At 33.2% G+C, this 22260-nt stretch carries 23 protein-coding genes; 10 read left to right on the top strand and 13 right to left on the bottom strand.

Annotation, left to right across the window (positions count from 1 at the left end; translation table 11 throughout):
- Positions 1 to 23 precede the first annotated feature (23 nt).
- The 9 genes from SCB73_RS17015 to SCB73_RS16975 all read right to left on the bottom strand — a co-directional run bounded on the left by SCB73_RS17015 (position 24) and on the right by SCB73_RS16975 (position 8175).
- Positions 24 to 452: a hypothetical protein gene (locus tag SCB73_RS17015; protein WP_320567388.1), complete on the bottom strand. Its 429-nt coding sequence runs from the start codon at positions 450 to 452 to the stop codon at positions 24 to 26.
- Between the two features lie 138 nt (positions 453 to 590).
- The gene (sucD, locus tag SCB73_RS17010) at positions 591 to 1463 is read right to left on the bottom strand and encodes a succinate--CoA ligase subunit alpha (protein ID WP_012024957.1); all 873 of its coding nucleotides are present in this window, start codon (positions 1461 to 1463) and stop codon (positions 591 to 593) included.
- Positions 1464 to 1549: 86 nt separating this feature from the next.
- Entirely contained in the window at positions 1550 to 1912 is a 363-nt protein-coding gene (locus SCB73_RS17005; protein ID WP_320567387.1) for a nuclear transport factor 2 family protein, read from the bottom strand.
- A gap of 1 nt (position 1913) precedes the next feature.
- A complete protein-coding gene (locus SCB73_RS17000; RefSeq protein WP_320567386.1) occupies positions 1914 to 2843 on the bottom strand; it encodes a UDP-3-O-(3-hydroxymyristoyl)glucosamine N-acyltransferase in 930 nt (309 codons plus the stop codon).
- A gap of 120 nt (positions 2844 to 2963) precedes the next feature.
- The gene (efp, locus tag SCB73_RS16995; RefSeq protein WP_320567385.1) at positions 2964 to 3530 is read right to left on the bottom strand and encodes an elongation factor P; all 567 of its coding nucleotides are present in this window, start codon (positions 3528 to 3530) and stop codon (positions 2964 to 2966) included.
- A gap of 93 nt (positions 3531 to 3623) precedes the next feature.
- Positions 3624 to 4409: an acyl-ACP--UDP-N-acetylglucosamine O-acyltransferase gene (lpxA, locus tag SCB73_RS16990; RefSeq protein WP_320567384.1), complete on the bottom strand. Its 786-nt coding sequence runs from the start codon at positions 4407 to 4409 to the stop codon at positions 3624 to 3626.
- Between the two features lie 72 nt (positions 4410 to 4481).
- A complete protein-coding gene (locus tag SCB73_RS16985; RefSeq protein WP_320567383.1) occupies positions 4482 to 5870 on the bottom strand; it encodes a bifunctional UDP-3-O-[3-hydroxymyristoyl] N-acetylglucosamine deacetylase/3-hydroxyacyl-ACP dehydratase in 1389 nt (462 codons plus the stop codon).
- On the bottom strand, positions 5863 to 6906 hold the full coding sequence (gene lpxD / locus SCB73_RS16980; protein WP_320567382.1) for a UDP-3-O-(3-hydroxymyristoyl)glucosamine N-acyltransferase: 1044 nt from the start codon (positions 6904 to 6906) through the stop codon (positions 5863 to 5865). The genes SCB73_RS16985 and lpxD overlap by 8 nt, the downstream gene beginning before the upstream one ends.
- 39 nt (positions 6907 to 6945) lie before the next feature.
- Positions 6946 to 8175: an HD domain-containing protein gene (locus tag SCB73_RS16975; protein ID WP_142449831.1), complete on the bottom strand. Its 1230-nt coding sequence runs from the start codon at positions 8173 to 8175 to the stop codon at positions 6946 to 6948.
- Positions 8176 to 8386: 211 nt separating this feature from the next.
- On the opposite strand from SCB73_RS16975, the gene porX reads away from it, so the two are divergent.
- From porX to SCB73_RS16950, 5 genes are all read left to right on the top strand, one after another.
- Complete coding sequence (gene porX, locus SCB73_RS16970; protein WP_320567381.1) at positions 8387 to 9940, top strand: T9SS response regulator signal transducer PorX; 1554 nt, start codon at positions 8387 to 8389, stop codon at positions 9938 to 9940.
- A 107-nt stretch (positions 9941 to 10047) separates the two neighbouring features.
- Positions 10048 to 10455, top strand: coding sequence for a tRNA (adenosine(37)-N6)-threonylcarbamoyltransferase complex ATPase subunit type 1 TsaE (gene tsaE, locus SCB73_RS16965; protein ID WP_320567380.1), 408 nt, complete (start codon positions 10048 to 10050; stop codon positions 10453 to 10455).
- 102 nt (positions 10456 to 10557) lie between these two features.
- The gene (locus SCB73_RS16960) at positions 10558 to 11031 is read left to right on the top strand and encodes a GNAT family N-acetyltransferase (RefSeq protein WP_320567379.1); all 474 of its coding nucleotides are present in this window, start codon (positions 10558 to 10560) and stop codon (positions 11029 to 11031) included.
- An 85-nt stretch (positions 11032 to 11116) separates the two neighbouring features.
- Positions 11117 to 12316 (top strand): alanine dehydrogenase, encoded by a 1200-nt coding sequence (locus tag SCB73_RS16955; RefSeq protein ID WP_132991056.1) that lies wholly within the window; start codon positions 11117 to 11119, stop codon positions 12314 to 12316.
- Positions 12317 to 12352: 36 nt separating this feature from the next.
- Positions 12353 to 12739, top strand: coding sequence for a DUF4258 domain-containing protein (locus tag SCB73_RS16950; protein ID WP_320567378.1), 387 nt, complete (start codon positions 12353 to 12355; stop codon positions 12737 to 12739).
- A gap of 13 nt (positions 12740 to 12752) precedes the next feature.
- Here the strand turns inward: SCB73_RS16950 and SCB73_RS16945 are convergent, their stop codons facing one another.
- On the bottom strand, positions 12753 to 13424 hold the full coding sequence (locus SCB73_RS16945) for a uracil-DNA glycosylase (RefSeq protein ID WP_320567377.1): 672 nt from the start codon (positions 13422 to 13424) through the stop codon (positions 12753 to 12755).
- A 110-nt stretch (positions 13425 to 13534) separates the two neighbouring features.
- Between SCB73_RS16945 and SCB73_RS16940 the strand changes: the two genes are divergently transcribed.
- Both SCB73_RS16940 and SCB73_RS16935 read left to right on the top strand, forming a co-directional pair.
- Positions 13535 to 15700, top strand: a complete 2166-nt coding sequence (locus SCB73_RS16940) for an endonuclease MutS2 (RefSeq protein ID WP_320567376.1) — start codon at positions 13535 to 13537, stop codon at positions 15698 to 15700.
- A 270-nt stretch (positions 15701 to 15970) separates the two neighbouring features.
- On the top strand, positions 15971 to 16384 hold the full coding sequence (locus SCB73_RS16935) for a thiol-disulfide oxidoreductase DCC family protein (RefSeq protein ID WP_320567375.1): 414 nt from the start codon (positions 15971 to 15973) through the stop codon (positions 16382 to 16384).
- 177 nt (positions 16385 to 16561) lie between these two features.
- Here SCB73_RS16935 and ettA read toward each other — a convergent pair whose 3' ends face one another.
- From ettA to holA, 3 genes are all read right to left on the bottom strand, one after another.
- Positions 16562 to 18253 (bottom strand): energy-dependent translational throttle protein EttA, encoded by a 1692-nt coding sequence (gene ettA, locus SCB73_RS16930; protein WP_320567374.1) that lies wholly within the window; start codon positions 18251 to 18253, stop codon positions 16562 to 16564.
- Positions 18254 to 18299: 46 nt separating this feature from the next.
- A complete protein-coding gene (locus SCB73_RS16925) occupies positions 18300 to 18482 on the bottom strand; it encodes a CAL67264 family membrane protein (protein ID WP_008464023.1) in 183 nt (60 codons plus the stop codon).
- Positions 18483 to 18547: 65 nt separating this feature from the next.
- Positions 18548 to 19552, bottom strand: a complete 1005-nt coding sequence (holA, locus tag SCB73_RS16920) for a DNA polymerase III subunit delta (RefSeq protein ID WP_320567373.1) — start codon at positions 19550 to 19552, stop codon at positions 18548 to 18550.
- Between the two features lie 98 nt (positions 19553 to 19650).
- Here holA and SCB73_RS16915 point away from each other — a divergent pair, with 98 nt between their 5' ends.
- The 3 genes from SCB73_RS16915 to SCB73_RS16905 are packed head-to-tail and all read left to right on the top strand — an operon-like array spanning position 19651 to position 22018.
- Positions 19651 to 20103 carry a type I restriction enzyme HsdR N-terminal domain-containing protein gene (locus SCB73_RS16915; RefSeq protein WP_320567372.1) on the top strand — a complete coding sequence of 151 codons (453 nt, stop codon included), beginning with the start codon at positions 19651 to 19653 and terminating at the stop codon, positions 20101 to 20103.
- Positions 20104 to 20130: 27 nt separating this feature from the next.
- Positions 20131 to 21150 (top strand): glycosyltransferase family 2 protein, encoded by a 1020-nt coding sequence (locus SCB73_RS16910; protein WP_320567371.1) that lies wholly within the window; start codon positions 20131 to 20133, stop codon positions 21148 to 21150.
- Between the two features lie 34 nt (positions 21151 to 21184).
- Complete coding sequence (locus tag SCB73_RS16905) at positions 21185 to 22018, top strand: OmpA/MotB family protein (protein WP_320567370.1); 834 nt, start codon at positions 21185 to 21187, stop codon at positions 22016 to 22018.
- Positions 22019 to 22260 lie beyond the last annotated feature (242 nt).

The raw sequence follows: 22260 nt of genomic DNA, 5'->3' as shown, positions 1-22260 counted from the left end.
CTGAATGTTTTTTTTTAATAGCTTTAGAAAGCTACATTCCAGCGTGGTAATTTTCCGGTCGTATCTAGGAAATTTTGCAAAACTTGCCCTTCAACAGCCGTTGGAATTGCTTTTACATCACCATTAAAAGTTTCGTACCAAACCACTTCAAGAGCCGCAATGTTTTCTAATTTCATTTGCGCTGGCCAAGAATATTTTCTTCCTGTTTTTGCAAATTGATGTCCGTTTACAATTTTATCGTATAAACCGCCATTTTTAGTCTTTAGCGTTCCATCATTTTGAACTGTTCCTGTCGAACCAACCATAATTAACTCTTTCTCTCCTTCTTCAACAGCATAAACTACAAAAATTCCAGCGCTTCCTTCTGGAGCGTTGCAAACTTCTTCTAAACTGTCCTCAATAGTAAAAGCAAAACTACTTGTTGCTTTAAACTTTTCTAATTCTTTACTCATATTTTCTTTTCTAGCTTCTAAGATACTGAGGTTCTGAGATGCTAAGTTTTTTCTATATATACCTCAGTTTTTAAAATGTAAAAAAGTCTCAACTAATAATTGAGACTTTTTGGAATTTATTATTTCAAGACTTGAAGATTATCCAAGTACTTCTTTTACTTTTTTACCAATTTCAGCTGGTGAATCAACAACGTGAATTCCGTTGTCTCTCATGATTTGCTTTTTAGCAGCAGCTGTATCATCAGAACCACCAACAATTGCACCTGCATGACCCATTGTTCTACCAGCAGGAGCAGTTTCTCCAGCGATAAATCCAATAACTGGTTTGCGGTTACCATCAGCTTTTACCCATTTAGCAGCATCAGCTTCTAATTGACCACCAATTTCACCAATCATAATGATTGCTTCAGTTTCTGGATCATTCATTAATAATTCAACAGCTTCTTTAGTTGTAGTTCCAATGATTGGATCTCCACCAATACCAATAGCTGTAGTAATTCCTAAACCTTGCTTTACAACTTGGTCAGCAGCTTCATAAGTTAAAGTTCCTGATTTAGAAACGATACCAACTGTTCCTTTTTTGAAAACGAAACCTGGCATGATACCAACTTTAGCTTCACCTGGAGTAATAACTCCTGGACAGTTTGGCCCAATTAATCTTGAACTTCTTTCTTTAACATAATTATTTGCTTTAATCATATCTGCTACAGGAATTCCTTCTGTAATAGCGATAATTACTTTAATTCCCGCGTCAGCAGCTTCCATAATTGCATCAGCAGCAAAAGCTGGCGGAACAAAAATGATAGATGTATCAGCTCCAGCTTGATCAACAGCGTCTTTTACTGTATTAAAAACCGGACGATCTAAATGGCTTGTACCTCCTTTTCCTGGAGTAACACCACCAACAACATTAGTACCGTACTCAATCATTTGAGAAGCGTGGAAAGTTCCTTCACTTCCTGTAAATCCCTGAACAATTATCTTGGAATCTTTATTAACTAAAACACTCATGATATATATTTTATGTAGTTTTTAAAATTGTGTTGCAAAAATAAGGTTTTGTAATGTATTTTGCCTCTTTTATTGTCAAAAAAATATTAAGAAAATTGACTCATCTGATAACCTCTGAAAAGTTTATCATCTTTTATTTGCCAAATGGTTGAAAAATGTGCCAATAACATCTCTTCTCGAGGGTTTTCAATCGTTTTTACATAATGTGAGTAACGTATTGAAACTAAGTCATCTTCTTCAATAATATGACTAATTCTGACCTTAGAACGCACATACGCGCGACTTAAATCATTTGCCATATCCAACATCGAATTATAATCCATTTCGATCAATCCTTTTGTGCTGTGCCACTCCAATTTTATTTCTGGATGCAAGTACGTTTTCATGATTTCGCTATCAATTAAGGCATCCGACTTATAAAATTTTTGAACAAATTCTTTTATAGACATATTACTTCAATTTATTTAGAATTTCAGGAATCTTTTTGATATTGGCTAATTGCTTTAACTTTTCTCTTGATTCTTCAATTGGTGTTCCAAAATAAGATTTTCCGCCTTCAACTGATTTCGTTACACCAGTTTGCCCCATAATAACAGCTTTTGCTCCTATTGTGATGCCACTTGTTGTCCCTACTTGTCCCCAAAGTGTAACTTCATCTTCAATAATTACACATCCAGCAATACCAGTTTGTGATGCAATTAAGCATTTTTTTCCGATAATAGTGTCATGCCCAACGTGAACTTGATTGTCAATTTTTGTTCCGGCTCCAATTGTTGTATCTCCCGTAACTCCTTTGTCAATTGTGCACAGAGCACCAATTCCCACGTTATCCTCAATTACTACTCTTCCACCAGAAATTAATTGATCGAAACCTTCTGGACGTTTTTTGTAATAAAATGCATCTGCTCCTAAAATTGTTCCTGCATGAATAATAACATTGTCGCCAATAACTGTATGATCATAAATTGAAACATTCGAATGAATCAAACAGTTTTTACCAATTTTTACATGATTTCCAATAAAACTATTTGGCTGAATCAAAGTTCCTTCGCCAATTTCTGCAGTTGGAGCAATGGCAACATTTGCAAATTTAAAAGGTTTGAAATGTTTGGTCAAAGTATTGAAATCTCTGAAAGGATCATCAGAAATCAGAAGCGCTTTTCCTTCTGGGCAATCTACTTTTTTATTAATTAAAACAATAGTCGCTGCAGATTGCAAAGCTTTATCGTAATATTTTGGATGATCAACAAAAACGATATCTCCAGGCTCTACAACATGAATTTCGTTCATGCCCAAAACCTGAAAGTCTTTGTCACCAATAAATTCGCAATGCAGCAAATTTGCAATTTCTTGTAAAGAATGACTCTTTGGAAATTTCATATAGTATAATTAGAAAATTTGTCAATTAGAAAATGAGTCAATTAGAATATGAATATACAAATTTTTGTCGATTCACAAATTTTCTAATTGACTCATTGTCAAATTTATCTTAATTAAGAATTACTCTTTTACACGCTCCATGTAAGAACCTGAAGCTGTATCAATTTTGATTTTATCACCTTCGTTGATGAACAAAGGAACGTTTACAGATGCACCTGTTTCAACAGTAGCATTTTTTGTAGCGTTTGTAGCGGTATTTCCTTTTACTCCTGGTTCAGCATAAGTAACTTCAAGAATTACAGATGCAGGCATATCTACTGATAAAGGCAAATCTGTCTCAGTATTGATCTGTACCATTACGTTTGTACCTTCTTTCAACAAATCTGGAGCATCTAAGATGTTTTTGTTTAAAGAAATTTGCTCAAATGTTTCAGCATTCATGAAGTGAAATTCATCACCTTCTGGATATAAAAATTGGAATGTATGTGTTTCAACACGAATCACATCAATTTTGTGTCCTGCAGAAAAAGTATTATCCAATACTTTACCTGAAGTTAAACTTTTCAATTTTGTTCTTACGAAAGCTGGTCCTTTTCCAGGTTTAACGTGAAGAAATTCAATAATTTTATAGATGTCGTGATTAAATTTAATACACAATCCGTTTCTAATATCTGCTGTAGATGCCATTTTGTTTTAATTTTATTTTATTGTTGAATTGTTGAATCGTTTGACTGTTTATTCGGTTGCACGATTAAACAAATAAACAATTAAACTTTATTTTTAATAATTTCCTGAATAACCTTTCATAATTCCTCTTGATGAATTTCTAATAAAATCAAGAATTTCATCTCTCTCAGGAGTCGCTTCCATTTCAGCTTCAATAATACTCAAAGCCTGTGTTGTATTATAGTTTTTTTGGTACAAAATTCTGTAGATTTCCTGAATTTCTCTGATTTTCTCAGTAGTGAAACCTCTTCTTCTTAAACCAACTGAATTGATTCCCACGTATGACAATGGTTCTTTTGCTGCTTTTGTATAAGGAGGAACATCTTTTCTTACCAACGATCCACCAGAAATCATGGCATGATCTCCAATATGAATAAATTGATGAATTGCCGCTAATCCGCCAATTACGGCATGATTTCCAACAACTACGTGACCTGCTAAAGCAACACCATTAACAATAATTGCATTGTTTCCAATTTCGCAATCGTGTGCAATATGCGCATAAGCCATTACTAAGCAATTGTTTCCTAGAACAGTTTGTCCAGATGCAACTGTACCTCTATTGATCGTTACGCACTCTCTAATGGTACAATTATCTCCAATGATAGCAAGAGAATCTTCTCCGCCGAATTTTAAATCTTGTGGCACCGCAGAAATTACAGCTCCCGGAAAAATGTTGCAATTTTTACCGATGCGTGCACCTTCCATGATGGTCACATTTGAACCAATCCAAGTACCATCACCAATAACAACATTATTGTGAATTGTTGTAAAAGGCTCAATTACAACATTTTTAGCGATTTTAGCGCCAGGATGAACATATGCTAATGGTTGATTCATCTGTATGTTTTATATTTTAAATTAAAATAGTCTAATTTGAGGGCAACAAACCTAAACAATAAATTTGATTATTTATTGTTTTCTTGCAATTTGTGCCATTAATTCTGCCTCAGTTACTAATTTTCCGTTTGCATATGCATTTGCTTGCATGTGGCAAATTCCTCTTCTGATAGGAGAAATCAATTCACATTTGAAAATTAAGGTATCACCTGGCAATACTTTGTGTTTGAATTTAACATTGTCAATTTTCATGAAATATGTCAAATAATTTTCAGGATCTGGAACTGTGCTTAAAACTAAAATTCCTCCTGTTTGCGCCATAGCTTCAACAATCAAAACTCCTGGCATAACTGGTGCTTCTGGAAAGTGTCCTACAAAGAAATTTTCATTCATAGTAACATTTTTCAAACCAACAACATGACGATCAGACATTTCAATAATTCTGTCGATCAACAAAAATGGAGGCCTGTGAGGAAGCATTGCCATGATTTTATGAATATCCATCAATGGCTCTTGGTTCAAATCATAAACTGGAACGTGATTTCTTTGTTCAATTTTGATAATTTTTGCCAATTTTTTAGCAAACTGAGTATTCACAAAGTGACCTGGTTTGTTTGCAATGATTTTTCCTTGAATACGAACTCCAATTAAAGACAAATCACCAATCACATCAAGTAATTTGTGTCTTGCTGCTTCATTTGGATAGTGTAAAGTTAAATTATCTAAAACTCCGTTTGGCTTAACAGAGATTTCATCTTTTCCAAAAGCTTTCTTTAAATTCTCCATTGTAGATTCAGAAATCTCTTTATCTACATAAACAATTGCATTATTCAAATCACCACCTTTAATAAGGCCGTTTTCTAATAATGATTCTAATTCATGCAAGAAACTAAAAGTTCTAGAATTTGCGATTTCGCTTTTGAAATCTGCAATACTTTTAAGTGTAGCATTTTGAGTACCTAAAACTTTTGTACCAAAATCTACCATTGTTGTAACCTGATATTCATCGCTTGGCATAACAAGGATTTCGCTTCCCGTTGCTTCGTCAGTAAAAGAAATCACTTCTTTTACAACATAAACATTACGTTGCGCATCTTGTTCTTCAATTCCTGCTTTTTCAATCGCTTCAACAAAATATTTTGATGAACCGTCCATAATAGGAAGTTCAGAGGCATCTAATTCAATAATAATATTATCCAAATCGCAACCAACTACTGCCGCTAAAACGTGCTCTGGAGTTTGTATTTTTACACCTAATTTTTCTAAATTAGTACCTCTTTGCGTATTAACAACATAATTAGCATCAGCCTCAATGATTGGCTGACCTTGCAAATCTACTCTAACAAAAGTGAAACCATTATTAATAGGAGCTGGTTTGAAAGTCATTGTAACTTCTTTTCCAGTGTGTAATCCAACGCCTGTTAGTGAAATTTCATTTTTGATGGTCTTCTGTTTAACCATTATTTCCATTTTTTGGGTTTATTATTTGTTTCTTTAATTCTTCTACTTCGGCAACAATTTTAGGGAAGTTTTTAAAATGAACATATGATTTATTAAAATCGCTATATCCAAGTGATGGCGAACCTTGTAAAACTTCGTCATCTTTAATGTTTCTTGCTACTCCAGACTGTGCCTGAAGCCTTACATTATTCCCTATAATTAAGTGGCCTGCGATACCAACCTGTCCGCCAATCATACAGCTTTCTCCAATTTTTGTAGAACCAGCAACACCGCTTTGCGCCGCAATAACAGTATTTTTGCCAATTTCAACATTGTGGGCAATCTGAATTTGATTGTCTAGTTTAACTCCCTGTCTGATAATCGTAGAACCAAGAGTCGCTCTGTCAATTGTTGTATTTGCACCAATATCAACATTATCTTCAATGATAACATTTCCAATTTGTGGCACTTTGCTATATACGCCTTCCTCATTTGGCACAAAACCAAAACCATCTGCGCCTATAATAGTACCAGAATGTATTGTACAATTGTTACCAATTACGGTTTCTGAATAAATTTTCGCTCCTGCAAAAATGTACACATTATTACCAATCACAACGTTGTCCCCAATAAAACTGTTTGGATAAATTTTCACATTATCACCCAAAACAACATTTTGTCCAATATAGCTAAAGCTTCCTAAATATAGATTTTCTCCATATTTTGTTCCTTCAGACATAAACGACTGCGCTTCGATTCCTGTCTTATTCAATTTTACTTGATTGTAAAAATGCAAAAGCTTAGAAAAAGCAGCATAGGCATCTTCTACTTTTATTAAAGTTGTGGTAATTTCTTGTTCTGGAATAAAGCTGTCATTGACAATTGTAACTGTCGCTTTTGTAGTATATATATAATTGACATACTTTGGATTAGCCAAAAAAGTAAGCGATCCATCTTCGCCTTCTTCGATTTTAGATAGCCGAGAAACTTCTGCATTGGGATTCCCAACAACTTCTCCTTCTAAAATTCCTGCTATTTGTTCTGCTGTAAATTTCATCGCGACAAAAATATAAAAAATAGATTTTAAATGTTAATTTTAGATAAGTTGTTTTGGAAAACAGATGTAATATTTTGTGACCAATTTAGATAATGATTTCAAATTCAGCTGGTCAGAGGCTTCGACAACATCCTCAATTGTCTTATCTTTTTTCAAAATTCGTATCGGTTCGGCGGCTTTGCTGTAGGCTTGATTTTTAATTTTTCCTCTAAAGATAAAATAACCAGCTTCTAACAATGAAATATGATGATCTTGCGCAAACTCTTCTTTCATTGCCTGAGATTCTTCGATCGAAATTTTCTCTGCGCTCATTTTTATTTTAAGCAAATCTCTGTTAATGATCATTTTGCTCAAAGTCGAAAGTATAAAATCATCTTGTCTTTGCCATGCTTTTAACGCGCTGATGATATCAAAATCATCCAATTGAGAAAATAAATCCAGTTTTTCGGCATCAAAATCTTCAAGTGTGATTTTGTTTTGCATAAAAAACAAAAGCGGTTCGCTGCAAGGAAGATTAATTCCTTTTAAAGTAAGTTCTTTTGCTCTTTTTAATACTTTCATCAAAATTAATTCGGCAACCAAACTTGTTTTATGCAAATAAGCCTGCCAATACATCAATCGTCTTGAAAGCAGAAATTTCTCTACAGAATAAATTCCTTTTTCTTCAATAACCAAAACATCATTTTCAACATTCATCATCTGAATCAATCGCTCAGAATTGACATTTCCTTCTGCAACTCCTGTATAAAAACTGTCACGCTTTAAATAATCCATTCGATCCATATCCAATTGGCTCGAAATTAATTGCAGCATGAATTTTCTGTGGTATTCTCCTTTAAAAACCTGAATGGCCAAACTTAATCTTCCGTCAAATTCTTCATTCAACTGATTCATGAACAATAAAGAAATCGCTTCATGATGCACATCTTCAACAATGCTTTTTTCCATTGCATGAGAAAACGGTCCGTGTCCTATATCATGAAGCAAAATCGCTATTAATAATGCATTTTCTTCTTCTTCAGAAATTGCAACATCTTTAAAACGAAGTGTGTCTATCGCTTTTTTCATTAAATGCATACATCCTAATGCATGATGAAAACGTGTATGATTGGCACCAGGATAAACCAAATACGACAAACCCATTTGTGAAATACGGCGCAAACGCTGAAAATATGGATGCTGAATTAGGTCGTAAATAAGTTCGTTCGGGATTGTAATAAACCCGTAAATGGGATCATTGAATATTTTTAACTTATTGATATGAGTCACTATTTGGTTATTTTTTAGGTGAACAAATATAAGTAAATAACTATAGTTTTTCATTTAAAAGTTGACATTAAATTCAACTGATTTTGAGACAAATACTTAAATATCAAAAAGATTTTATCTAAAAAATAGGTTTCATTTATCTTAAATTTATACTATTTTTAATACTTTTTAAGTTCTATAACTCTAAATTGCATTAAAAATAAATCTGTTTATGGATAAGATAAAAATACTTTGGGTCGATGATGAAATCGATCTTTTAAAGCCACATATATTATTTCTGGAGAAAAAAAATTATTCGGTAACGACCTGCAACAACGGCCTTGATGCAGTCACTTTATTCGAAGAAGATAATTTTGATATTGTTTTTTTGGATGAAAATATGCCCGGAATGAGCGGTTTGGAAACACTTTCAGAAATGAAAGAGAAAAAATCGGCTATTCCAATGATTATGATCACCAAAAGCGAGGAAGAATATATTATGGAAGAAGCAATTGGCTCTAAAATCGCTGACTACTTGATAAAACCAGTAAATCCGAATCAAATTCTGTTGAGTCTGAAGAAAAACCTAGATGATTCAAGGTTGATCACCGAAAAAACAACATTGGATTATCAGAAAGAATTCCGAAAAATTTCAATGGAATTGGCTATGGTGAATTCTTATGAAGACTGGATTGAATTATACAAGAAATTGCTTTTTTGGGAATTAAAACTGGAAGACATCAACGACACGGCGATGATTGAAATCTTGGAATCTCAAAAAGTAGAAGCCAATTCACAATTTGGGAAATATATTGAACGAAATTACGAAGATTGGTTTGCACCAAAAGCAGACAAACCTATCCAATCCAACACTTTGTTCAAAGAATTGGTTGTTCCAGAAATCAAAAAAAAAGATAAGCCTATCCTTTTTGTTGTAATCGACAATCTGCGTTATGATCAATGGAAATCTTTTGAAAGTGTGGTTGCAAATTATTACAAGCTGGAAAAAGAAGTTCCGTACTACTCTATCCTTCCTACTGCTACGCAATATGCCAGAAATGCGATTTTCTCTGGATTGACTCCTCTTGAAATGGAAAAACAATTTCCTGAATATTGGAAAAATGACGTGGAAGACGGCGGAAAAAATCTTTACGAAGCTGAATTCCTTTCAGCTCAATTAAAACGTTTAGGCTTAAATATTAAGGAAGATTATTTCAAAATCACGAATTATGCTGGTGGAAAAAAACTCGCAGAAAACTTTAAAGCCTTAAAAGGAAACGACTTAGTTACTGTAGTTTACAATTTCGTTGATATGCTTTCGCACGCTAAAACCGAAATGGAAGTAGTAAAAGAATTGGCTTCTGATGATAAAGCTTATCGTTCCTTGACTTTGAGCTGGTTCAAAAATTCACCTTTGTTAGAAATCATTCAGCAAGCACAGCTTTTAGGTTTCAAACTGATTTTAACAACAGACCACGGAACAATAAATGTAAAAAATCCGTCGAAAGTTGTGGGAGATAAAAATACAAGCCTAAATTTGCGCTACAAAACTGGACGTAGTTTGACATACGAGCAAAAAGATGTTTATGTAGTAAAAGAGCCAAAAACGATTGGTCTGCCTGCCATCAACATGAGCAGTTCGTTTATTTTTGCCAAAAACGATTTCTTTTTGGCATATGTAAACAACTACAATCATTATGTAAGTTATTACAAAAATACATACCAGCACGGTGGCATTTCATTGGAAGAAATGATTATTCCGTTTTTAGTTTTTAACCCAAAATAAAAGTATATCGCCACGAATTTCACAAATTTTCACAAATTTATTTTTAAACAAAAAGTGAATTTAATTCGTGAAAATTTGTGAAATTCGTGGCAAAAACAAACACCACAATGAACATCGTTTTTTCATTAGATCAAATTCAAGAAGTTGCAGAGCAGATTATTGCTTCAAATCCTAAAAAAATCATTCTTTTCAATGGAGAAATGGGCGTCGGAAAAACAACCTTGATTAAACAATTATGCAAAACTTTAGGAGTTGAAGATGCCACAAGCAGCCCAACTTTTTCTTTGGTAAACGAATACCAAACTTCTAACAATCAAACCGTTTATCATTTTGATTTTTACCGATTAAACAAAGAAACAGAAGCGCTTGATATGGGCGTTGATGATTACTTATATTCTGGAAGCTGGTGTTTTATTGAGTGGTCTGAAAAAATCGCCAATTTGCTTCCTGAAGAATATTCGACTATCAATATTGAATTATTGACAGATGGGAAACGACAACTTGAATTAGCATAAACTTTGCGAGACTTTGCGAAATTCTTCATCAATCTTTGTGGCATTTTTTCCACAGAGACACACAAAGAATTCACAGAGATTCACAAAGAAAAAATAACAAAAATGAATACCTCAGAACAAGTAGAAATAATTCCTTTTTCTTCAGATTTAAAAGAACACATCAAAACGCTGAATATAGCTTGGCTGGAAAAATATTTCAGAGTTGAAGACAAAGACAAAATCACGCTTTCCAATCCGCAAGAAGAAATTATTGATAAAGGTGGCATGATTTTCTATGCGCAATACAACAACGAAATTATTGGAACAGCTTCATTATTAAAAGTAAACGATTCTACTTTCGAATTAAGCAAAATGGCCGTTTCTGATAAAGCTCAAGGACTCGGAATTGGGAATAAACTTCTTGAACATTGCGTAAAAATTGCTAAAGAAAAAGGCATCAAAACGCTCTTTTTATATTCAAATACTATTTTACTTCCGGCTATTCATTTGTACAAAAAATTTGGTTTCGTCGAAATCCCTTTAGAATCGGGCATTTACGAAAGAGCCGACATAAAAATGGAGAAAAAAATTTCTTAACATTGTCATTATAGTATTAGCAGAATTTTTGCATTAATTTTAAATCTTTTTGCGTAATTTGTACCTTTAATTTTTTGCACAACCCATGTCAATCACGTTAACTCCATTTACAAAACAACAATTAATCCCACAAGAAGAAAAACTTGAGATTGGTCGTTTTAAAAGAGAACTTTTCATAGGAATTCCGAAAGAAACCAGCTATCAGGAACGTCGTATATGTCTAACTCCTGATGCCGTAAATTCACTTACTTATGAAGGTCATAGAGTGATGATTGAATCTGGTGCGGGCGAAAGTTCGAGTTATACCGACAAAGAGTATGCAGACGCCGGCGCTGAAATTACAAAAGATACGAAAAGAGTTTTTGGTTGTCCGTTTTTATTAAAAGTGGAACCGCCTACTCTAGCTGAAATCGAAATGATTAATCCTGAAACGGTTATTATTTCAGCCATTCAGCTTAAAACTAAAAAGAAAGCCTACTTCGAAGCTTTGGCACAAAAGAAAATCACAGCATTAGCTTTTGAATATATTAAAGATGAAGATGGATCGTATCCAGCAGTAAAATCTTTAAGCGAAATTGCCGGAACTGCCTCAATTCTTATTGCAGCCGAATTAATGATTACGGACGAATTTGGAAAAGGACTTTTATTTGGAAATATTACTGGCGTTCCCCCTACCGAAGTCGTGATTCTTGGAGCTGGAACTGTTGGCGAATTTGCTGCTAAAACTGCAATTGGACTTGGTGCGAACGTAAAAGTTTTTGATAATTCAATTACAAAATTGCGACGTTTGCAAAACAATTTAAATCAAAGAATTTTCACTTCAACAATCCAGCAAAAAGGCTTGTTAAAAGCTCTACGTCGTTGCGATGTAGCGATTGGAGCCATGCGAGGAAAAGAACGTTGTCCGATTGTAGTAACAGAAACCATGGTCGAGCATATGAAAAAAGGTGCTGTAATTGTCGATGTCAGCATTGACACTGGTGGCTGTTTTGAAAGCTCTGAAGTTACAACACACGAAAAACCGACATTCATTAAAAACAATGTTTTGCATTATTGTGTACCAAACATTCCTTCTCGATATTCCAAAACTGCTTCATTATCAATCAGTAACATCTTGACTCCATACCTGCATCAGATAGCCGAAGATGGTGGTTTAGAAAGTGCTATTAGATGCAACAAAGGACTTAAAAACGGAATTTATTTGTACCACGGAATCCTTACCAATAAAGCTATTGGTGACTGGTTTGATTTGCCAGACAACGATATTAATTTACTTGTTTTCTAAAGGAACTTTAGCGTACCTTTGCAAAAATTTTATTTCATGAAGTTCGTACACCGTTTTGCATATTATCTTATTGGCCTTGTATTGGGATGTTTTATTGTATCAGGATTTTTTATTGGAAAAGATACACGTTGCAATTATTTTCCAAATGCCAGAGTTTTAAACAATCTTAGAACAAAACCTTTTCAATATTCAGACAAAGCTATCCAAACTTTAAATGAAAAATGGGTTGATACTGCTGACATCAAAAACACATTGACTTATGGCGATGTCGATTTTGATCAAAGCAATATTCCGTTCAAAAAAGGTAAACTTTATATCATTGAAGGAAAAACTGTAAAAAATCAGGAAATTATTCTAAAAGTAGTGAATTATGAAAATAAAGCTGTTTTAGAAGATATCATCAAGAAAGAAACTGAAAAATAGTTTCTCTGATATCTCAAAACCACTTTATTTCTTCAATTCCATTCGATTTCAGAAAATCATTTGTTTTGCTGAAATGTTTGTTTCCAAACCATTTTCCTTGATTAGCACTCATTGGTGACGGATGCCCGGATTCTAAAACATGATGTTTTGAACGATCGATCTTTAATCCTTTTTTCTGAGCAAAACTTCCCCATAAAAGAAAAACAATATTTTCTTTCTGGTCAGAAATTGCTTGGATTACAGCATCGGTAAAAAGATTCCATTTCAAATGTTTATGACTATTTGGACTATCTTTTCGCACGGTCAAAGAGGCATTCAAAAGCAAGACTCCTTGCTGTGCCCATTTTTCAAGATTGCCGGAAGTTGGCATAAAAATCGAATCAAAATTGGTATTTATTTCTCTGAAAATATTGCGAAGTGATGGCGGAATTTTGACATTATCATTTACAGAAAAACTCAAACCATTGGCTTCTCCTTCTCCATGATAAGGATCTTGGCCAATAATTACAACTTTCAAGTCTAAAAAACTGCAATTATCAAAAGCAGAGAAAATTAATTCAGCCGGTGGATAGCAAGTATGTGTTTTGTATTCAATTTCCAACGCATCCATCAATTCCTTAAAATAAGGTTTCTGAATTTCGTCTTTCAAAACAGTTTGCCAATCTTGAGATAAATTAATTTTCATTTTAAAATTTTATTACAAATTACGCAAAGTTTTCTTCAAAGTGCCAATAAATAATGCGTTTTAGTTTCAAAACTTTGTAACTTTGAAATCTTTACAACTTACGATATATAATGGTATCTATTACAGAAAAAACATTACAAGATTTACAATTTCCAACGGTACTTGAAACCATTTCAGAGGGTTGCAACACTGATATTGGAAAAGAAAAGGCTTTACAAATAAAACCATTTAGAGATAAAGAAGAATTAATGCAGTCGCTGATGCAGACATCAGAATATGTTTCTTCTTTTCAAAATAACAACGCCATTCCGAATCATGGATTTGACGCGATCACGTACGAAATCAAATTCTTAGCCATTGAAGATAGTTTTCTTGAAGTTGGAAGTTTTAGAAAAATCGCTAATCTTTCTGCAACAACGAATGTCTTGTTGAATTTCTTAAAAAAATTCGACGACTATTATCCAAACTTAAATGCGAGAGCTTCTCGCCTCGAATTGACTAAAGACATTATTACGGCAATTGATACAATTGTTGATAAATACGGAGAAATTAAAGACAATGCATCTCCCGCTTTGGCCGGAATTCGTCAAAATATGAATTTAGTCCGAGGAAAAGTAAACCAAAGTTTTGGTGTTGCTTTAACGCAATACAATGGTTTAGGATATTTGGATGATATCAAGGAAAGCTTTGTACAAAACCGTAGAGTTTTAGCAGTTTTAGCAATGTATCGTCGAAAAGTAAAAGGCTCCATTTTAGGAAGTTCCAAAACTGGCAGTATCGCTTATATCGAACCTGAAGCGACTTTGAAATACTCGAGAGAATTAGCCAATTTAGAATACGAAGAGAAAGAAGAAATTACAAGAATTCTGAAGAATTTATCAAACGTAATCAGGCCTTATCTTCCTTTATTAATTGAATATCAGGACTTTTTGAGCGATATTGACGTAGTTGCCGGAAAAGCAAAATACGCCAATCGTATTAACGGAATCTTGCCAACCATTACAGAAGAAAGAAGATTGTATTTTAGAGAAGCCTATCATCCGATTTTGTATTTAAACAACAAACAGAAAAAAGAAGTTACGCATCCGCAAACCATTGAGCTAAAACAAGAAAACAGAATTATCGTAATTTCTGGACCGAATGCTGGAGGAAAAACCATTTCCTTAAAAACAGTTGGTTTATTGCAATTAATGTTGCAATCGGGAATTTTAATTCCAGTTCACGAAAGAAGCGAAACATTCCTATTTGACAGAATCTTAACAGATATTGGAGACAATCAATCTATTGAAAACCACTTAAGTACATATAGTTATAGATTAAAAAACATGAATTACTTTTTAAAGAAATGTAATAAGAAAACCATGTTTTTAATTGACGAATTTGGTACTGGTTCTGATCCGGAATTGGGTGGAGCATTGGCTGAAATTTTCTTAGAAGAATTTTACCATCGTGAAGCATTCGGAATTATCACAACGCATTATTCCAATTTGAAAATTCTTGCCAACGAATTGCCTTATGCAACGAATGCGAATATGATGTTTGATGAAAAATCTCTTGAGCCTATGTATAAATTGGCTTTGGGACAAGCAGGAAGTTCATTTACTTTTGAAGTTGCTCAAAAAAACGGAATTCCATTTGGATTGATTAATCGAGCGAAAAAGAAAATCGAAGTCGGAAAAGTTCGTTTTGACAAAACAATTGCTACTCTTCAGAAAGAGCGTTCGAAATTGGAAAAAACTTCTTTGAATTTAAAAGAAGAAGAAACTCGTGCTCGTGAAGAAAGTAAAAAGATGGAAAACATCAACACTAAAATTCAGCAGAAATTAGAAAGTTATCAGGAATTGTATGACAGCAATCAAAAAATAATTTACATCGGACAAAAAATTGATGATATTGCTGAGAAATATTTCAACAACAAAAACAAAAAGGAACTTATTGGTGAATTTTTGAAAATTGTTGAGATTGAAAATTCAAAACGTAAAAAAGCAACTCCTAAAGAAGTCAAAGCAAAAGTTGAAAAGCAAAAAGAAATTATTGCTGAAGTTCAGGTAAAAGTCGAAGAGATTAGAAAAGAGAAAAAAGAGAAAAAACTTAAACCTGTTGTCGAAAAACCGAAACCAATTTTGAAAGTGGGCGATCGAGTAAGAATGCTCGACGGAAGATCTGTTGGAAGTATCGATTCTATAGAAAAAAATAAAGCAACAGTTAATTATGGAATTTTTACATCTAAAGTAAGTTTGGATGAATTGGAATTGGTTGAAGCTGTAAAAAAATAGATTTTTAGCCGCAGTCGCAGTTTTCACTCTTAAAAATTGGCATAAAAAACACTTAAATTAAAATAAAGCGATTTAATAGACGTTTTTGTTTTTAAAGCAAAACAATATTGTCTTTTTGTAAAGTTCGATTAAAATCAATTTATGAAAGCCATTTTTAATTTATTAATTTTATAGGAATTGAAAAATCAATAGGTAAAATCAATTCTTTAAATCTATAGAACTTTGTCAAAATTTGAAACTTTGACAAAGTTTTTACTCTAAAACTATAAAATGGAAAATCTTCCAAAAAATAAAAAAATAGTTCTTTTTGACGGAATTTGCAATCTATGCAGCTCCGCTGTACAATTTATTATCAAACATGACAAAAATGACATTTTTAGATTTGTCGCATTACAATCTGATTTAGGAATTTCAATTTGCAAACATTTAGGAATCAGTTTTTCAAAAATGGATAGCATTATTTTATATGATCCGGGAACAGCTTATTTTTATAAATCTTCTGCTGTTATCGAAATAGCTAAAAATTTTGGCGGACTTTGGAAATTAACTCCAATTTTTAGAATTATACCCATTTTTATTAGCGACAGAATTTATGACTACGTTGCCAAAAATAGATACAATTGGTATGGGAAGAAAGAAAGTTGTATGATTCCGACTCCGGAATTGAAATCTAAGTTTCTTTAAAAATTCCAATTTTTAAATTCCAAATTCTAACAGGCAAACTTTCTTTAAAATATATTCAATTCAAACCCGACAGGTTTTAAAAACCTGTCGGGTTTACTTATAATTAAAATCAAATAAAAATCCCAAACTCCAATAATTTTGGAATTTGGGATTTTTTTATTGAAAATTCAGATTTTATTATCTGATCAATTTTCTGTATTTGATACGTTTTGGAGTTAAATCATTTCCAAGACGTTTCTTTTTATTTTCTTCATATTCAGTAAAACTTCCTTCAAAGAAATAAACTTCAGAATCTCCTTCAAAAGCTAAAATGTGCGTACAAATTCTGTCTAAAAACCATCTGTCGTGGGAAATAATTACAGCGCAACCTGCGAAATTTTCCAAACCTTCTTCAAGCGCACGAAGTGTATTTACGTCAAGGTCGTTTGTAGGCTCATCCAGCAAAAGTACGTTTCCTTCTTCTTTTAAAGTCATTGCCAAGTGCAAACGGTTACGTTCTCCACCAGAAAGCATTGATACTTTTTTGTTTTGCTCACCACCACCAAAGTTGAAACGTGATAAATAAGCTCTTGAGTTCACTTGCTTTCCGCCCATCATAATCAATTCTTGACCATCAGCAAAGTTTTCCCAAATCGATTTATTTGGATCAATATTAGCGTGCGACTGATCTACGTATGCGATTTTTACAGTTTCACCAACCGAAAATTCCCCACTGTCAGTAGCTTGTTCGCCCATAATCATTTTGAAAATAGTCGATTTACCAGCACCGTTAGGTCCAATAATTCCAACAATTCCAGCTTGCGGCAAAGTAAAGTTCAAATTATCGTATAATAATTTATCTCCAAATGCTTTGGCAACATTTTTTGCTTCGATAACATTTGTTCCCAAACGAGGACCATTCGGGATATAAATCTCTAATTTCTCGTCTAGTTGTTTTTGATCTTCATTCAATAATTTGTCGTAGTTCTGCAAACGCGCTTTTTGTTTTGTCTGACGACCTTTTGCACCTTGGCGAACCCACTCCAACTCACGCTCTAAAGTTTTTCTACGTTTAGAAGCTACTTTTTCTTCTTGAGCCAAACGGTTTGATTTCTGATCCAACCAAGAAGAGTAGTTTCCTTTCCATGGAATACCTTCTCCTCTATCCAACTCTAAAATCCATCCAGCAACATTATCCAAGAAATAACGGTCGTGCGTTACTGCGATTACAGTTCCAGAATATTGTGCCAAATGTTGCTCTAACCAAAGAACTGACTCAGCGTCAAGGTGGTTGGTAGGCTCATCTAGAAGCAATACATCTGGTTGTTGCAATAACAAACGGCATAAAGCTACACGACGACGCTCACCTCCAGAAAGGTTTTTGATTGGTGTATCACCTTCTGGTGTACGCAACGCATCCATTGCAATTTCTAATTTCGTATCGATTTCCCATGCACCAAGAGCATCAATTTTGTCTTGCAATGCCGCTTGACGGTCCATCAATTTATCCATTTTGTCTTGATCTTCGTAGTATTCTGGAAGACCAAATAAATCATTGATTTGATTGTACTCTTCTAAAACCGCCATTGTTTCTGCTGCTCCTCCACGAACAATTTCAATAACTGTCTTAGAATCATCAAGAATTGGCTCTTGCTCTAAGTAACCTACAGTATAACCCGGTTGAAAAACTACATCTCCCTGATAATTTTTATCAACTCCTGCAATAATTTTTAAAAGTGAAGATTTTCCAGAACCGTTAAGACCCAAAATACCAATTTTTGCTCCGTAAAAGAAACTCAAATAAATATTTTTAAGTACTGGTTTGTCTGCTCCTTGATAGGTTTTACTCAATTTCTGCATTGAGAAAATTACTTTCTTATCGTCTGACATTTGTTTTTATTTTTTATTTATATTGTTTATTATGATCAAAAACAGATTAAACCCTTCCTTTCAAAGCATTGAAAACCCAGGCATTCGCAAAAAAACCAACTCCAACTGCACCAAATCCCCAGCCCGAAACATCACTGTATCTAAAGATTCCTAGACCTATAAGCAATAATCCCATAAGTACCATTATCAAAGTGGCCCATCCTAAAATGGTATTTTTATTCATTCCCATAATTGTGTAATTATTTTTTAATCTGATTATTTTTTAGAAAGGCAAATATCGTGAATTATTACGGCTTAATTAAATATTTTATAAAGCATTTCTTTTAACAAATCGGATTGCGGAAGTGCATTTGCCCCTACTCCTTTGCTTTTTACGTCAATATCGCGCAACGCACCAACAATTTGACTTACTTTTCGCATTGGATAATTTTTTACTGCCAAATCATATTCTTTTAAAAAATAAGGATTTACGCCAAGTGCTGACGCAACATTTTTAGGGTTTTTATCTTTTAATCCGTGGTATTTTAAAAGCTGCACAAAAAATCCGAAAACGAGTCCTGTAGTCATCACAAGTGGATATTCTTTTGGATTGTGAGCAAAATTTTCAGCTATTTTGTACGCTTTTAATTGATTGCGTTCTCCAATTGCTTTTCGAAGTTCAAAAACATTATAATCTTTACTGAAACCAATATTTTCTTCAATATGTTCTGCCGTAATCATTGTGCCATGTGGCAAAATAATCTGCAATTTTTCAAGTTCATTGTTGATTTTACTCAAATCGGTTCCTAAAAACTCAACCAACATTGCATTTGCTTTCGGGTCAATTGTATATTTTTTTCCCGCCAAGACACGTTTGATCCAATCACCAACTTGATTTTCGTAAAGCTTTTTGCTTTCATAAACTAATCCGTTTTGGGCTAGAACTTTCGTCACTTTTTTGCGTTTGTCCAGCGTTTTGTATTTATAGCAAAAAACCAAAACCGTCGTTTCCATCGGATTATTGGCATAAGCTTCTAATTTATCGATATTTCGAGACAAATCTTGCGCTTCTTTCACAATAACTACTTGACGATCAGCCATCATAGGATAGCGCTTGGCCGTTGAAACAATATCTTCGATCGAAACATCTCTTCCGTATAAAACTGTCTGATTAAAACCTTTCTCTTCTTCAGCAAGCACATTCTCCTCAATATATTCAGTTAACTTGTCAATATAATAAGGTTCTTCTCCCATGAAAAAATAAATCGGTTTTATATTTCCAGCCTTGATATCGTTAACAATCTTTACAACTTCGTCCATTTATTTATTGTTTCAGGTTTCAAGTTCCTGTTTCAATAACTTGAAACTTTATCCCGCGACTTCGGGAGAAACCTGAAACTATTTTATATTTTTGCTTTATGCAGCAATTAAATTTTCCCGTTTATAGTTTCCGATTCAAAAATAGCGAAAATAAAGTGTCTATTTTTGATGAAATCAGAAAAAAATTTATCATTCTTACCCCAGAAGAATGGGTTCGCCAGCATGTTGTTCATTATTTGATTCACGAAAAAAAATATCCCAAATCTCTAATAAATGTTGAGAAAGTTTTAAAAGTCAACGGATTAAGAAAAAGATACGATGTTGTTGTTTTTAATCCAAACGGCTCTATACATATATTAGTAGAATGTAAAGCGCCTGAAGTAAAAATATCTCAAGCAACTTTTGATCAAATTGCTCGTTACAATATGACAATGCAGGCACGGTTTTTGAATGTCACAAACGGACTGAATCATTTTTACTGCCAAATGGACTTTGAAAACGAAAAATACCAGTTTTTAAGAAGCCTTCCGGATTACGAAGCAATAAAATAAATACAAAAACAAAAAACAGATTTACCTTTGGATAAAATAGCAATCGTCATTTTAAATTGGAATGGAGCAAAATTGTTGGAGCAATTTTTGCCTTCGGTTGTACAATTTTCAGAAGGAACAAATATATACGTAGCTGATAATGCTTCAACAGATGATTCAATACGTATTGTAGAGCAAAATTTCCCGTCAATCAAAATAATAAAAAACGATGGCAATTATGGTTTTGCACAAGGCTATAATGTGGCTTTGAAAAATGTCGATGCAGAAATTTATGCCTTAGTAAATTCAGATATTGAAGTAACCGAAAATTGGCTGAAACCCATATTGGAAACTTTTGAATCTGAAAAACAAACCGCAATTATTCAGCCTAAAATTCTTGATTTTAAAAATAAAGAATATTTTGAATATGCCGGAGGAGCTGGAGGATTTATTGATAAATATGGTTTTCCGTTTTGTCGTGGACGCATTTTTGATACCATAGAAAAAGATAATGGCCAGTACAATGATAATTGCGAATTATTCTGGGCTTCTGGGGCTTGTTTTTTTATCAGAAAAAAAGTTTATGACGACTTAGGTGGTTTTGACCAAAGCTTTTTTGCGCATCAAGAAGAGATTGATTTGTGCTGGCGTGCCGCAAACGAAGGGCATCGTATCAAATACAATTCGGCATCAGTTGTTTATCATGTTGGAGGCGCCACTTTGCAGCAAGGAAATCCGCGAAAGACATTTTTGAATTTTAGAAATTCATTATTAATGCTTGTCAAAAATTTGCCCAAAAAAGGATTATTTTTTACGATTTTCTTCCGAATGGTTTTAGATGGAATTGCGGGTATCCGTTTTCTTACACAAGGTAAATTCAGTCATACTTTTGCTATTTTAAAGGCACATTTCTCTTTTTATTGTCTATCTTTAAAGTATTTAAAAAAGAGAAAAGATTTTCAAATACAGCAATACTATACTGTAAAAAGTATCGTTTACCTTTATTACGTAAAGAAAATACTGGTTTTTAAAGAAATCTTTAACAGTAAACAAAATATTAAAAACTAAATTTGTAATCAACGTTTAATTAAATATAATACCTATGAGAAAAATAGTTATCGCACTATCAGTATTAATGGCCTTAACTTCGTGTGTATCGAAAAAGCAATACGCAGCACTTGAAGCTAAGAACAAAGAGACCCAAGATTTATTAAACTCTTGTACTGTGAAATTAAATTCTTGTTTAGAAGAAAAAGCTGGATTAGCTGCTACAGTTGACGGTTTAAAACAACATAATCAAGATTTGATCAACAGTTCAAAAGATTTAACGGTTTTAACTACTAAAGGAGCTGAAAACCTAGAAAAATCTCTAGAAAGCTTAAAAGAGAAAGATTTGAAAATCTCAAGACTTCAAGATGCTCTTACGAAAAAAGACAGTGTAACTTTAGCATTAGTTACAAGTTTAAAAGGAGCAGTTGGAATCAACGATCCAGATATCGAAATCAATGTTGAAAAAGGAGTTGTATTTATTTCTATCGCTGATAAATTATTATTCAAAAGCGGAAGTTACGACGTAAGCGACAAGGCAAAATCTGTTTTAGCTAAAGTTGCTAAAGTTGTAAACGACAAACCTGATTTTGAATGTATGGTTGAAGGTCATACTGATGACGTTCCTTACAAAAGCAACGGAATTTTGTTAGACAACTGGGATTTGAGTGTTAAACGTTCTACTTCAATTGTTCGTGTTTTAACAAACGATTTAAATGTTAACCCTGCAAGATTAATTGCAGCTGGTAGAAGTTCATATGTGCCATTAGTTGCTAATGACAGCGCTGAGAACAAAGCTCGTAACAGAAGAACTCGTATCGTGGTTATGCCAAAAATCGATCAGTTCTACGATATGATTGAAAAAGAAATGAAAAAACAAGCAAAATAATCCTTGTTTCACATATCATCAAAACAGAAAAAGCAGGTCAAATGACCTGCTTTTTTATGTATTCTTAATTTTTTAATAACCAATTAAATAATAAATTAAGAATAGCATTTCTTTATTTTTAATCAACTAACTAAATTTTAACTATACTAAAGTTACTAATTATTTTTAACATTTATACAATTTCAGTTTTTTTTTACAAATAAACCATATTGCAATTCATAAGAATTTAAGATTATTAAAAT

It is taken from the genome of Flavobacterium sp. KACC 22761 (assembly GCF_034058155.1).
Taxonomy (GTDB): domain Bacteria; phylum Bacteroidota; class Bacteroidia; order Flavobacteriales; family Flavobacteriaceae; genus Flavobacterium.
Note: the sequence above shows the minus strand (reverse complement) of the source record. Positions and strands in the feature narration are given on the sequence as shown.